The sequence below is a fragment of the Synechococcus sp. RS9902 genome, from assembly GCF_014279635.1.
Taxonomy (GTDB): Bacteria; Cyanobacteriota; Cyanobacteriia; order PCC-6307; family Cyanobiaceae; genus Parasynechococcus.
In genome coordinates this window covers 1,665,817-1,678,987 of sequence record NZ_CP047949.1, presented here as the reverse complement: position 1 = coordinate 1,678,987, position 13,171 = coordinate 1,665,817, and the positions used below count along the sequence as shown (strand labels likewise).

Sequence of the window (13,171 nt, the reverse complement as noted above, 5' to 3'; positions counted from 1 at the left end):
TAACTTTATAATTACATAATAATTGGCTATGGCTGTGCCACGATTTCAAAGAAAATTGTCGTTAGGCGTCTATGACAAAAACTGGCCTTGCAGCATGCGCGGCGCCGCAGACATCAGCTAAAAGAATTAGAATGATTGCCTGTATGAGCAATCGTTGATTTTCAATTCTTTTTGAGCGCAAAATACTTTGTTCAACTGGTTGATGCGACACAACTGCTGGCGAAGGAATTGATCTCGCTAGCCATGAACAGCCGGAACAAGCCGTATTCGCGAGTTAACGCGATGGCATTGGTGTTTCAGACGGTTGCAACGCATCTGATCGACCAATCGCAGCAAGAGCAGATGGCTGAGTTGAAGCAGCACCTCGAACGATTGGAAGCGGGATCTCCGATAGACGTGTAACTCAGTACACAGTTTGTGTTGTTGAGTCCCGGACATTTTCCTGTTTGGACCACACTATTTTTGAAATTCGGGCACTGTGTTGTCGTCCTCCGCCCTAATTGCGGTGACTTCCTACACCTGGTCTGAGAATTATCAAGCCGACGTAGCAATGCGTCAGCTTGAAAATTGTGGTGTTCCTTGTGAGTGCCCCCGCTGTGTCTCTGCCTATTACCGATTGCAGAGGATTCAGCAGGACAAGGAAATGCGAGAGCTTCGTAGGCCCTCACGGCATTACGTGCAATACGACTAGGGGTGCATTGTGGGAAGTTCGTACCGTGATTTTCTAGAAGAAGAGATCGAGATCCATCGATTGATGCTTGCTCGTGATTTGATAAGTCCCACTCCCCAAGGCTCTCGCTTTCGGTTTGGGACTCTCTTAAGTAAAATAAGGGAGTTAGAAATGCAGCTTGCTGATTACGACGATCAGTTGGCCTCCTAGTTCTCATGAACGATGGTTTTTGTCACGACATTGAAGAAGTAGAGACAAGAATCCGCGCCGGTTGGCATATTGAAGACGACTGCTGTGATAGCTGCTCTGCACAGCGCAAGCGCTATCTACGAATAGAGAACGAGCGCCTGGCTTCATTGGTTCGAACTCACGAGCTGTGTAGGTGGTTCCCTAACAATGCAGAACCCCTTCGCTGTCTCGAATGTCGGCGAATTTTCAGACGCCAACTCCTCTTTTTTGAACATGTTTGCCGAGAGAGATTTGATATTGATTTTGAATCTTTGGAAGATTTGTTCTTTCTGTCTCGTTGCAGTTAAGGCGTCGAAGCTTTCAAAACTTGTTTTGCCAGCACGGCGCCATGCTGCCCGTTTCCTTGCTCGATTATCCAAGAATTTCTTGGGGAATACGCTCTTCGCTGTGATCGTGATTATGTCTTCTTCTCTTTTCATTGTCCATGTTGTCTCCATGTCTTTAAACGCATTGTCGACCTCAACAGTGCGTTCCTTCAGGCTGTCAGACTCAATGTCGTAAGTCAGGAGTCTCCCTTTCTCGAGATCAATTATCAGATCATTGGCATGAATCATGTCTCCGATTCCATCATTGATGCAGTTGAGTTGAATGATGCCGGTTAAAGCTTTCATTTCCTGCTGTTTACATGCAGTCAGAAAGAGCAGGGAGGTGGCAAGAGCAGCCTTGACTAATCCCATGACTCCACTTTCATTCCACTCATTGTGCCAACGGCGCGTGAGACTGACTCCTTCTTGTAATTGTCCGTGGTGAACGAGCCGTAGTGCTTGTGATGGGTTTTGGGGTCATGCCCCATCAGAGACGCGAGATCCCGCAACGGAACCGGGCGGTCGTAATAACGGGAGCCTCTCCACGCGTAACCGTGGCGGAGTGAATACGGCACCAGCCCCTTTGTGCTGGCCTTCAGCGAATTCCAGTAGTCATGACGAGCAAGACAGGTTGCAAAGCCGTTGCCAGCCCCTTTGAAGTCTTTGGCGTTGACGATGGCAGCGGGGAGGGTGACCAATCCCGACCTCCATAATTCAACGCAACGGGCACCCTCGCCAGGCATTTCAACCAAGTCCAATGGCAAGGTCAACCGCGGTTTGCGTGGTGTTTTTGCTGTGGCCTTGTTGCGTTTGGTCGGCGCAACGAAGAGATCACCGTTATCGAACGACAGCGTTTTCAGTTCAGAGGGTCGGAGTCCGTACAGGCCGACCAGTGCAACCGCTAACCGCACCTCTGGCTTGCTGTCCAAGGACACCAGCAGCGAATGGAGCTGCTCTGGCATCAGAGGAACTGTCTGTTTAACAACAAGCTCACGCTCACCCTTCAGCTCGTCGATGTCTTCCTTGTCGGGTGGCAACCACTGTTGAGCTGCACCGCAACGCTTGACCGCGAAATTCAGAAATCGCGTGATCGAGAGCAAGTGCCGTTTACGGCCAACGCCACCGGCAGGGCAGTTGCCAAAAAACTTGAGCGCGTAACTCGTCATCAGAGAGCGGCCATCATGCGGCGCTCGTTTTGGAAGCGACAACAGCTTCACAGCGTTGTTGATGTGGGGGCGCTCATTCCTGTCGTAAGTGGATAGCTTGGGCACTCCGCTCAGTCGCCACTGCTCATAACGCCTGGCGACCTCAACCCAGTCCAACTGTCCCTGAACAGCAGTTTCCGGTACATCGACCAGGAGCTTGTACGACTCCGCCAGTCCAAGCTTCAACGACTCCATCCGGTCGCGAATTTCGCCAACCAGGGTTGTGAGCTTGGTTGCTGAGCTGGGTGCCCAATTCAGATTTGTGGTTATTGCCTGTCTTCGCTGACCAGGAACAGCACGGCAGATTTTGATGCGACCGGACTGCTGTTCAATCAGCCAACCCTTTCCATGCTCACGCCGGAGCACGGAACGAACGTCGGTTGTCCAATCAGTCTTCGGCATGAACGCCTGTTTGCTGTGCAGGTGGTCAGATGTCCCCCCTAGTTTAGGGGAATGTCTAGGGGGATTTGCTCCTGAACAGTCATGACTGGTCGTAAGCCTGAGACGACTGAGCTAAGCGAGACCAGTGACAGCAACGGGTTTCTCTAGTGTTTTCGGGGATTTTCAATTTTGAAGCCTGCTGCATGGCATGCAGGGGGTCAGGAGTTCGAGTCTCCTTGGCTCCATTCATAGAAAGCCCAGTCTTTGACCGGGTTTTTTTTATTGCTTATTCGCGGCGCTAAGTCCGCCCGATACCCCTTATTGGTGCAAAAGCGGGTGCAAAACGATGGTGGTTTGACGACGGCGCTGCGTTTTTGCACCACTGAGGCGGTTTTTGCACCACTCAGGCGCGACGGTGGCGAGTGAGTCGACGGCATTGGGACATTGCTGTTAGAACAGATGTACTAGCAATAAAGGGCGATGGGGGAGTGGGATTTCGTCGATGACCGCGACCTGCAGAACTGGAAAGGCGACGTGGTCTGCATGACTTGTCAGCACTTCGTCTATGGCGTCGACCAGCACTGCCGCACGATGGTGGGCTGCAACCTCAGGCAGAAGCAGTTGCAACAGGGGCAGCACCTAAAGAAGCGGTGCAAGCTTTGGGCACCGACGTGGCAGCAGGAGATGGGTTGGGCTTTTGAAGCTGGCCAGGCAAGCGAAACCACCAGCCTTCAAAGAGGTGATCTCGCCGCTCTCAGAGGTGCAAATCAGCTGCGAGCAAGAAATTCCTGACTCTTTTTAATTAGTAGCAGGTGCATCAACGAATACTAAATAACCAGGGTATAAGACCTTTCTGATCACGTAGAGCCATGAATCGCATTCTTTTTCTAGTAGTAGCTCTTTGGACTGCAGTCCCTGCAATAGCTGAAACTCGGAAATATGGCCCTTTAACACTTGATTTTGAACGTGCTCAGAAAATGGGTAATTCAATTGTAGTTCCAGGCATAAACCCTCAAAAACAACCTCTTTTTATTGCAGTTCTTTGTGCGGAGCGTTTATTCAATTTTACTGGTGCTGGATCGAAATGGAATGACTGGAATGAACCGGCCACTATTTATGAAGCAAAGATTATTGCCGATGTTTGTAATTTCATTTGAGCACCTGAAGAAAAAGATCACGCTCTGGCCACCCACCTGGCAAAAGGAAATGGACTGGGCACCAGAAGCTCGTTAGCAAGGGCTACTCAATGCAGCACACGAAGCTACGGCGCCCAGGTCCATCCAATGGCTGCTTACGCCTGGTCACCTGGGTGCGATTGGCTTGGCTATAAAGCTTCGTCAGCACCTTCCTCACGCTGTCTGCATTGGCGGAAAGGAACCGTTTGCTCTGGGTCGCCAGCTTGGTTGCTAGTAGTTCGGCGCTGAAAAACTTGCCCTTGTTGGCACGGAGATACGCCTAAACCGCTTCCTTGAGAGTCTTGGCAAGCACCACTGAGTCGTCGGCCACCTTGTCGACCAGCTGGTGACGATGGCTGGAACGTCTCTCTACGACTGGTTCCGCCGACGCAGCCCTAGCCGTTGGATAGCAGACGTGCTGAAGGTAACGCCTGCTGAGTTGCGCCGCACCGTCGACACCACACAGCACCGCCGTCTGGGCTACCGCCGCGAGGCAAGAACAATTTAGATGGAACAGGGCATCCGCTTGCCGCTGGATTACTCGCCCTGAACTCTCAGCTACTGGCAATCGCGGCTTCTTTGGGTTCTTGGCCATCTGCTTGTTGCGTTTGACGTTGCCTGCTCTGGTGCAGATGCTGCCCGGGGGATGCAGACCGCAGACCCCTCGGGTTTTTGACGATATAGGATTTTCTGCCAGAGTAGATATGTATATGAATGGTCAGATGAAAAGTAAGGGTGCTCCTGGAAGCAAGACAAGAAGTATTAAGTCAACTTCAGCACGAGTTGATGATTTATTTGAGTTCAACAAATCTATCGTCCCTCATGGCGGGAAAGCCTCAACTCTAAAACTAAGACAACGTAAAAATGGTTCGTATGTAATCAAGCTCTTTCAGGATCTCAATAAAAATGGGAGTATTTCCAAGAAGGAGATGATTTACAAAGGTCTAAGCAGGGTCAAGCTTGAAGATGATTATTTAACTAATTTCCATGGACAGGTTCGTCTGAAGAAAAGCATGCATCGATGCGAGTGGATTACTGCTAAATATCCGGATGAATTGATTTACTGTACACTAGAGTATATTCCGACCACTTATGCTTGCTTGCTCGTGGATCACAGAGGTTCGAGGTACAAGTTTGACGGCATCGGTGCTTTTGCTGCAGACACAAACTTTCTTGTGGACATTATTGGAGAATAGAGTTGATTTTCAGGGTCCTTGTTTGCTCAATTTCTGCTGTTCATCTGTATGCTCTTTATTCATCTAGGTTCAGTAATTCAGCCTGTTTTGACTTGCCGCGGCGTTTCCATGCCAATTGATCTAGGTTTCTGAAGATCCCCCTCCCCCACCCCCGCCCAAGGTGGGAGCTTCTTGATCCTATGGGCCTGGATTGCGAGTTTCCTTGGACAATAAGCTGTTCAAATATCTACTAAATGAGCACGCTACATGTCGCAATAATCAAAAGTTTTAAACATCATTCCTTGAGTCATATCTTTATTCATTGAGTTTAATGCTTTCGCTACAAGCTGCTGCTCCACGGAAACCTGCTACGAATTTTACAGCTTTGAATTACGACTGAGTCGATGTGATATCAAGCATCAGACGATCTTTTTGATGATTAAAATCCTTGACAACGACAAATGCCCTCGATCTGAATTGATCAAGAATTTGTCACGCTTCTTGTCTCCGATGTGTTTGTTCATTAACCCGTGACTTGCATAAAGAACTTCATCTCCTTTTTTGCCTTTCAACCGATTTGGGACGTTATTTCCGATCAGCAGGTCATCACCTTTCTCTCATGTTGCATTTTCGATCACGCATAATCCTGCTCGTACACAAAATCCTGGCCATTCCAGTCGTGGTTAATGGTTAATCGCCCATACACCCCCTCGACCCGGCTCAATTAGCCACTTGCAGACTCACATGAATCAAGTGTGGCGTTTCGCAGATCTATCTAAACAGGTCCCTGAGCGCGTCAACCATCAATGCGGTCGATCCCACCTGTATCACAGATGCATTGCCAGCCAATTCCTTCCTGATTTTTCAGAGGCAACCGATAGATGTCATCCTCAGTGGCCGTTTGATCATTGATGCCATCATCCACTGCAATGCAGCCATATCGAGAGCTCCCAGCGATAGCAGCAAGCCATGGCATTCTTTATGGTTTGGTACCAAGCCATTTCGGGCCCCCTCATCGATATAATTTAGTTGCGTATAGGTTTAGGCTATTTGCCTGACTCGCCAGCATCCTTGAACTCGTCCAACTTTCCTGTAAGGACTTGAAAGCGGGGCTTACCACTCATACCTCCGTCGTGTGGGTTCTTTGGTCCAACCGCATTACAAAGCTCGTGCAGAAAGGTTACGCCGTGAAAACTTCCTGACGCAATCGAGTTTTGATGCTGCCATTCTTGTTTTGAGAAGCAGACCAATCGATGGCGACCAACTCTTTTGCGGGATCATTCCCCGGGGTGTAAGCAAAGGCGTAGCTAGCTGCCCTCGGAGTTGTAGCAGTCCAGGTTGCAAAACCAGATCTCAACCTCGTCATCGTTTTGTCGCCACGATCCGGTGCTAGCAATAGAATCCATCGCTTTCTGCATCAGCTGGCGCTCCGCATTGTTCCAGCCCTTGGATCGGTGCCTGCTGAATCCTCCTCTCGGTTTATCGCTGGTGTCGCTTACGAAGGTGAATCCAACATCAGGATTCTCCTCAGTGGTACCCCACCTGTAACCACCTGTAAGCTTATCAATTCATTGATTTCCTGACCGGGGCACAAATACAGGAGTTTTGTAAGAATTCTCTAGTCTACTGATTTGTCTGTCACGAGTGATGCTAAGGGCTTCTACTTTCTTGACAGTGAGATGGCATAGGGCCAGTACGGGATATTGGATGAATGCGAACATTCACGGAATTGTCTTGACGAGTATGTTCCATTGGATAGAAGAAAATCAGAAAAATTTACTCTCAATTATTCGATGTTCGGTTTCATTTTTGTTGGTCTGCGCTTAATTTGGGCTGGATTCGCGAAGAATCGTAGACTTCTCTGAGTCGATTGTGCTAGAGATATAGCAATCGCCGTTTTCTGGATTGAACAAAGTTCTGTAATAAGCGCCATAGCACTTTGTAAGTTCGCAAAATTCCATGGGAATATGCCAGCTGATGTAGTTGATTTCAAATCTCCCCGACTTAGATGAATTAAAGCATTTGTGATCTCTCGGCTTCAATTTATTAGTTGATAGTAACTCATCTTTCTTTCTGTTGAAGCTTCTGTCGCCGTCGTCTAAGAAAACTTTTAGTCGTCTTGAATGATTGATCCTAAAGAAGCCTGTAATTTTTTCGTCAGTGTCTGCATCGGCTTTGTCGTGAGTGTATCCTTCGAGTCTCCATCCGCGAAAGCCTTCCCAATATCCTCGAATACGGCGTTTTTTGTTTCTTCGCTTGATCTTGAATGTGCCGTTAATGATCTGTTCGACATAAGACATTGGAGGAACGTCACAGATTTTTTGATAATAGCTCTACTGTTGGCTGGAGTGAAGTCGTCGAGATGTTGCAGTATGAATTCAGTCAGTAAGTCGCAAGCATGTCGGCCAATATTGATTTGCAAATGAGGCGTAGCAATAGGATTTCAGTTAGTGATTTGATCGCTTCTTCACGTGCAGGGTGAAATGATCTGCCTGGAGGTTAAGGCTGTTCTGCAAGAGCCGCATTGCAGCGATGAGCATTGCCTCAAAGGAGCTAGTCAGCAGTGCCTGCTGCGTGAGCTTTGGAACGATATGTCGCACAAATGCGAGAGTTGAAAGCGCTATGGGTTCGCTGTTTCCTGGCTTTTTCAGCTGTATTGTTGCTTGCATCGGTTACGCCATCTTGAGCACCGGCTATGTCGACTTAGGGGTTTTAGTGCTTTAGTGCATGCCTTTCACCTGCTTTCTGCATTCAGCTTAACTTCTTGACAGTAAATGGCGCTTTAGTTCGTATGGATTTATTCATTTTTGTGTAACAACAAAAAATGAGATGAATTTGCAGTGACAGCCTATTCTGAGCCTTCGGGCTAAACGTTTGATGCACCTCCGCCTCTGGTTTAAAGTCTGGCTTTGCTGGTTATTGCTCAAAGTTGATTACAGCAACTACAAACCAATTGGAGAAGTCGACATCGCAGAAATTGCAACCTGTGTTTCTTGTGAACCAACTAATACCTTAATTGCTGGCGTCAATCATTTGTATGACGACCTTTTAATCCTATGCGCCGTACCATCATTTAAGTACTTTTTTAATCGACAGAGACTAGAAAATTGTGGATGCGTTTGAAGTCTTAAACGCTTTCGACACGGCTGGAAATCGTGAAGTACGAGTGCTCGACGACTATTGAGATGGCTGAAATCCACTGGGTGTTTTGCTCTGTGATTAACCACCACCACCTCGGCAATGACTGTTTTTTTGGGTTTACCACGGCGTGGTGGGACCCCTATGGCAGGGGCACCTGGCCTGGCTGATCAAAAACCGCGGCCGTCACGCTCCCGCATTTCCAGGCGGAGTTGTTGATAACGAAGCAAGGCCCGCTCTTCATCCAGCTGAGGAAATAGCAAACGGGCCTCGTCCAGGCTCGGCGACTCCAAGAGCCAGTCATCCGAGCGATCCGGGGCCACTTGCTCAGGCTTGCGTTCCCACAGCTGGCGTCCTGGTGCGACCCAGCCAAACCAGCGACGAAAACGATCGAACAGCTCGAGTGGGTGCATCCGATCACCCTAAGGAGATCACGAATCCAATCGCTGGGATGCCTGCATTGCGTACGCGTTCGCGCGATCTGAAACAACAGACTCGTTCTGGGGCATCAGGCTCTGCGGTTGCCGCTGCCTGGGATCCTCCCCATTGCGCCAGGGGGTGAACATCAGGAAATTTCCGGCCACCAGCCCAGCCGTCACGATCACTGCGGCAATCTGCTCGAGCTGTTCGATCTCCATCCCTGAATTGTCCCGCGTTCTCCCAGCAGGGGTGTCCCCTGCATTGTCGACGGCTTGGGATTCAGCTCGCTCTGCAGTTCCAGGCAAAGGGCCGCTCCCAGTATCACCGTGACTACACCCAGTCCCTGACTCAGCTTGAGTCGCCTTTTGGGCTTGCGAAAAATACAGCGGGTCATGTCAGGCCCTTGATTCTTAGCCTGATTTAACGCTTCTTTTCAGTTCAAATTGAAGCGTCGACCACGAGAACGCTGGGAAAACGCTGAGACAACCGCTTTCAATCCTCTTTTGGGTTCTCCAGGTCGCGGCGGATCAGGGCCAGCAGGTAGGAGGGCGATTTGTAGCGGGTGGGCAGGCAGCGGTTCAGCGTTTCCAGATGCCCCCAGCAGACGGTGCGCTCGATGTCTTGAACGGTTTTTCCCTGCTGGAGGAGACGCCGCAGCGCCTTGCAATACATCGGATATCCCGCCTCTAATTCACCGATGGTGAGTTTTGCCTGAGGCATAGGACCACTGAAGCCAGTTCCAACCTATGCCCCCGCGGGCCAGGCTCAGCTGCCGAGCCAGGCGACGCAGTCGATTTCCACCCGTGCTCCCTTGGGGAGGGCTGCCACCTGAACGCAGGCGCGAGCTGGGCTGACCCCCTCGCCGAACACCTCGGCATAGATGCCATTCACGGTTGCGAAATCGCCCAGGTCCGCCAGGAACACCGTGGTACGCACCACCTGAGCCGGTGTAGCGCCAGCTTCTTTCAGCACAGCACAGAGGTTTTTCAGCACCTGATGCGTTTCCGCCGCCACATCACCGTTCCCCACCATCTCGCCGGTGGCTGGATCCAGTGGAATCTGCCCGGAGCAATAGAGCCACTCGCCGGCCAGCACTGCCTGGTTGTAAGGCCCAACCGGTGCAGGGGCGTCTTGAGTGGTGATGGCCTTGGCGCTCATGGGCTGATTCTCAACAGCAGTCGCCACGATCATCGCCGTTGGTGATCCCCTGCTTCGCCATCGCTCATGCCGGCCGCCACTGGTCCTTGTGCTGGCGCAGCACGGCCAACTCCGCGGCTGAACCGGCCTGCATGAACAGGTTGGTGCGGCGTTCCATGGCGATGCTGCTGGGCAGGCTGAGCTCTCCTTGGACACGGAGCCTCCGCACTTCCCGGTAGCGCTCAGCCAGAACTGCGTCGCTGGGGCGTTGCTCCACGGCCCATTGCAGGTTGGCCTCGGTGTACTCGTGGGCACAACAAACCCTTGTGGCCTCGGGCAGTTCCGCCAGCTTCTGCAGGGCCTGATGCATCTGTTCAGCGCTGCCTTCAAACAGTCGGCCACAGCCCCCGCTGAACAGGGTGTCTCCGCAGAACAACAGGGGCTCTATCTTGCCGCCCTCCGGGTTCGGGATGAAAAAGGCGATGTGGGCCCGGGTGTGGGCCGCCACATCCAGCACCTCCACCGCGTGACCAAGAACAGTGATCAGGTCCCCATCCCGCACCGGCATCGTCTGAAACGGAATCCGCTCCCGGTCTTCCGCGGAGGCAATCACCGCAGCCTGGGGCCAGCGTTTCAGCAACTCCGGTGTGCCGCCGATGTGGTCGGCGTGGTGATGGGTCTGCAGCACGGCGGCCAGGCTCAACTGCCGTTCGTCCAGCCACTTGCGCACCGGCGGCGCCACGGCGGGGTCGATCACCACGGCCTCCGCGCCCCTCACCCAGATCCAGATCACGTTGTCCTGGAGCACCGGCAGGGCATGAAGTGAGGAATGCATCGTTAAAGTCCTGCCTGGTTAACCGGTCAGCGCTGGACCCATGATCACCGTCGCGTTGGCCAAAGGAGCGCTGCTCAAAGACTCGGTGGCCCGCTTTGCGGCGGCTGGTCTTGATTTCTCCGCTGTTCTTGACAAGAACAACCGCCAGTTGATGGTGCCCACCCCCTGCGGGCGCGCCCGGGCCCTGCTGGTTCGCAACGGCGATGTGCCTACCTATGTGGCCTACGGCCAGGCTCAGCTGGGGGTGGTGGGCTACGACGTGCTCAAAGAGCATCAACTCCCCGTTGCTCAACTGGTGGACCTGGGCTTTGGCGGCTGCCGCATGGCTGTGGCGGTTCAGGAGAGCAGTGGTTACACCCGGGCCGCTGATCTGCCCGCCCACTGCCGCGTTGCCAGCAAATTCACCCACTGCGCCCGGGAATATTTCGATGCCCTCGACCTTCCCGTTGAGTTGGTTCACCTCAATGGCTCCGTGGAGCTGGGGCCAATCACCGGTATGTCAGAAGCGATTGTCGACCTGGTGGCCACCGGTCGCACCCTGCGGGAGAACGGCCTGATCGCCATCGAAGACCTGTTTCACTCCACAGCTCGACTGGTGGGGCACCCCCTGTCGGTTCGCCTCGATCACGGCCCCTTGGCCTCCATCGTTGATGCGATCCGCGCAGCAACACCCGTCGGGAGCTCCAGCTGATGGGAGCCGTCGCCGACTGGCGCCGGGTCCGTCGCTTGGGCCGTTATCTCGTGCGGGATCGCCGGCGGCTGCTGGTGGCCCTGCTGCTGCTGCTGCCCTTGGCCTTTGCCGGAGCACTGCAGCCCGTTCTGCTCGGGCAGGCCGTCAGCGTCCTGCGTGGAGAGCCCAGTCTTCCCTTCCTTTCGGGGATGAGCCTCTCGGCTTCGATCCGCGTGATCATCGGGCTCTACTTCGTCTCGGTGCTGCTGCGGCTAGGCCTGCAGGGGGTGCAGCAATTCAGCATCCTGGCCGTCGGACAGCGGCTCACAGCTCGAATCCGCGACGACCTGTTTGAACATGCGTTGTCGCTGTCCCTGCGGTTTCACGACCGCATGCCGGTGGGCAAGTTGCTCACACGGCTCACCAGCGATGTGGATGCCCTGGCTGAGGTGTTCGGTAGTGGTGCCGTGGGGGTGCTCAATGATCTGGTGAGCCTGCTAGTGCTGGCCTCAACGATGTTGTTCATCGAGTGGAGGCTGGGGCTGCTGCTGTTGTTCACGCAGGTTCCCGTCACCCTGGCCGTGCTTTGGCTGCAGCGCCGTTACCGCAAGGCCAACTACCGCGTGCGTGAGGAGCTCTCCCAGCTCAATGCCGATTTCCAGGAGAACCTCCAGGGCCTCGAGGTGGTTCAGATGTATGGCCGTGAAACGGTCAACAGCGCCCGCTTCCTGCGCACCGGCATCCACTACCGCAGCGCTGTGAACGGAACGATCTTTTTCGACAGCAGCATTTCAGCCTTCCTGGAATGGGTGGCTCTGGCTGCCATTGCCCTAGTGCTGGCCCTTGGCGGCTTGATGGTGACAAATGGCGCCATGGGTCTGGGCACCCTCACCACCTTCATCTTGGCCTCCCAACGCCTGTTCGATCCGCTGCGTCAGCTGGCGGAGCGTTTCACCCAGATCCAGGGTGGGCTCACGGCGGTCGAACGCATCGGCGAGTTGATGGAGGAGCCCCTCGAGATCGCTGAGGCCAAAGGGGTTCTCCCCCACGTGAGTGGCGGTGGCGGTGAGGTGATCTTCGAGAACGTGAGCTTTGCCTACCGGCCGGACGATCCGATCCTCCGCAACCTCTCCTTCCGCATCGCCCCCGGAGAACATGTCGCCCTGGTGGGCCCCACGGGGTCGGGCAAAAGCACGATCATCCGCCTGCTCTGCCGCCTGTATGAACCCCAGCAGGGACGCATCCTTCTGGATGGACGAGACATCCGCACGATCCCGATGGCGGATCTCCGGCGTGAGCTGGGAGTCGTGCTTCAAGACACGTTCCTATTCAGCGGCAATGTGGCCGACAACCTTCGGCTCAATGCGTCGGTGAGTGATCGAGAGCTGGCTCAGGTCTGTGCTGAGCTTGGTCTCAACGAGCTGTTGGCCAAGCTTCCCAACGGCCTGGAGACGGAGCTGCGCGAGCGGGGCGGCAACCTCTCTTCAGGAGAGCGCCAACTGCTGGCGGTGGCCCGGGTGGCGATCCGTAAGCCAACGGTGTTGGTGATGGATGAAGCCACCGCCTTCATGGACCCTTCAACGGAAGCGACGCTGCAGGCTGATCTCGATCGCCTGCTGCAAAAGCGCACCGCAATCGTCATTGCCCATCGCCTGGCCACGGTGGAAGCCTCGGACCGCATTCTTGTGCTGCGCCGCGGTGAACTGATCGAGCAGGGAACCCATCGCGAGCTAAGGGCCCGTGGCGGGCTCTACGCCCAGCTGGCTGATCTGCAGGAGCGGGGGTTGGCGCGTCTGTGATCGCTCCTCTGC

At 53.5% G+C, this 13,171-nt stretch carries 15 protein-coding genes; 7 read left to right on the top strand and 8 right to left on the bottom strand.

Annotation, left to right across the window (positions count from 1 at the left end; all coding sequences use genetic code 11):
- Positions 1-171: 171 nt before the first annotated feature.
- Entirely contained in the window at positions 172-402 is a 231-nt protein-coding gene (locus SynRS9902_RS09355) for a hypothetical protein (protein ID WP_186508922.1), read from the top strand.
- A 621-nt stretch (positions 403-1,023) separates the two neighbouring features.
- Here SynRS9902_RS09355 and SynRS9902_RS09350 read toward each other — a convergent pair.
- Positions 1,024-1,596 (bottom strand): hypothetical protein, encoded by a 573-nt coding sequence (locus SynRS9902_RS09350; protein ID WP_186508921.1) that lies wholly within the window; start codon positions 1,594-1,596, stop codon positions 1,024-1,026.
- Complete coding sequence (locus SynRS9902_RS09345; RefSeq protein ID WP_186508920.1) at positions 1,587-2,615, bottom strand: site-specific integrase; 1,029 nt, start codon at positions 2,613-2,615, stop codon at positions 1,587-1,589. The genes SynRS9902_RS09350 and SynRS9902_RS09345 overlap by 10 nt, the downstream gene beginning before the upstream one ends.
- 675 nt (positions 2,616-3,290) lie before the next feature.
- Here SynRS9902_RS09345 and SynRS9902_RS09340 point away from each other — a divergent pair.
- From SynRS9902_RS09340 to SynRS9902_RS09325, 4 genes are all read left to right on the top strand, one after another.
- Positions 3,291-3,602, top strand: a complete 312-nt coding sequence (locus SynRS9902_RS09340) for a hypothetical protein (RefSeq protein ID WP_370586293.1) — start codon at positions 3,291-3,293, stop codon at positions 3,600-3,602.
- A gap of 77 nt (positions 3,603-3,679) precedes the next feature.
- Positions 3,680-3,967 (top strand): hypothetical protein, encoded by a 288-nt coding sequence (locus tag SynRS9902_RS09335; protein WP_186508919.1) that lies wholly within the window; start codon positions 3,680-3,682, stop codon positions 3,965-3,967.
- 370 nt (positions 3,968-4,337) lie between these two features.
- Positions 4,338-4,493: a hypothetical protein gene (locus SynRS9902_RS09330; protein ID WP_186508918.1), complete on the top strand. Its 156-nt coding sequence runs from the start codon at positions 4,338-4,340 to the stop codon at positions 4,491-4,493.
- Positions 4,494-4,572: 79 nt separating this feature from the next.
- Entirely contained in the window at positions 4,573-5,181 is a 609-nt protein-coding gene (locus SynRS9902_RS09325) for a hypothetical protein (protein WP_186508917.1), read from the top strand.
- Positions 5,182-5,956: 775 nt separating this feature from the next.
- Here SynRS9902_RS09325 and SynRS9902_RS13695 read toward each other — a convergent pair.
- From SynRS9902_RS13695 to gloB, 6 genes are all read right to left on the bottom strand, one after another.
- Complete coding sequence (locus tag SynRS9902_RS13695; protein WP_255446089.1) at positions 5,957-6,085, bottom strand: hypothetical protein; 129 nt, start codon at positions 6,083-6,085, stop codon at positions 5,957-5,959.
- A gap of 2,383 nt (positions 6,086-8,468) precedes the next feature.
- Positions 8,469-8,711, bottom strand: a complete 243-nt coding sequence (locus tag SynRS9902_RS09320) for a hypothetical protein (protein WP_186508916.1) — start codon at positions 8,709-8,711, stop codon at positions 8,469-8,471.
- 18 nt (positions 8,712-8,729) lie between these two features.
- The gene (locus SynRS9902_RS09315) at positions 8,730-9,023 is read right to left on the bottom strand and encodes a hypothetical protein (protein ID WP_255446088.1); all 294 of its coding nucleotides are present in this window, start codon (positions 9,021-9,023) and stop codon (positions 8,730-8,732) included.
- A gap of 187 nt (positions 9,024-9,210) precedes the next feature.
- Entirely contained in the window at positions 9,211-9,438 is a 228-nt protein-coding gene (locus tag SynRS9902_RS09310; protein WP_006850228.1) for a DUF3136 domain-containing protein, read from the bottom strand.
- 45 nt (positions 9,439-9,483) lie between these two features.
- Entirely contained in the window at positions 9,484-9,876 is a 393-nt protein-coding gene (locus tag SynRS9902_RS09305) for a RidA family protein (RefSeq protein ID WP_114988626.1), read from the bottom strand.
- A gap of 64 nt (positions 9,877-9,940) precedes the next feature.
- Complete coding sequence (gene gloB / locus SynRS9902_RS09300) at positions 9,941-10,690, bottom strand: hydroxyacylglutathione hydrolase (protein WP_186508915.1); 750 nt, start codon at positions 10,688-10,690, stop codon at positions 9,941-9,943.
- A gap of 40 nt (positions 10,691-10,730) precedes the next feature.
- Here gloB and hisG point away from each other — a divergent pair, with 40 nt between their 5' ends.
- Both hisG and SynRS9902_RS09290 read left to right on the top strand, forming a co-directional pair.
- The gene (hisG, locus tag SynRS9902_RS09295) at positions 10,731-11,381 is read left to right on the top strand and encodes an ATP phosphoribosyltransferase (RefSeq protein WP_186495659.1); all 651 of its coding nucleotides are present in this window, start codon (positions 10,731-10,733) and stop codon (positions 11,379-11,381) included.
- Entirely contained in the window at positions 11,381-13,159 is a 1,779-nt protein-coding gene (locus SynRS9902_RS09290; protein ID WP_186508914.1) for an ABC transporter ATP-binding protein, read from the top strand. Before hisG ends, SynRS9902_RS09290 begins: the two co-directional genes overlap by 1 nt.
- Positions 13,160-13,171 lie beyond the last annotated feature (12 nt).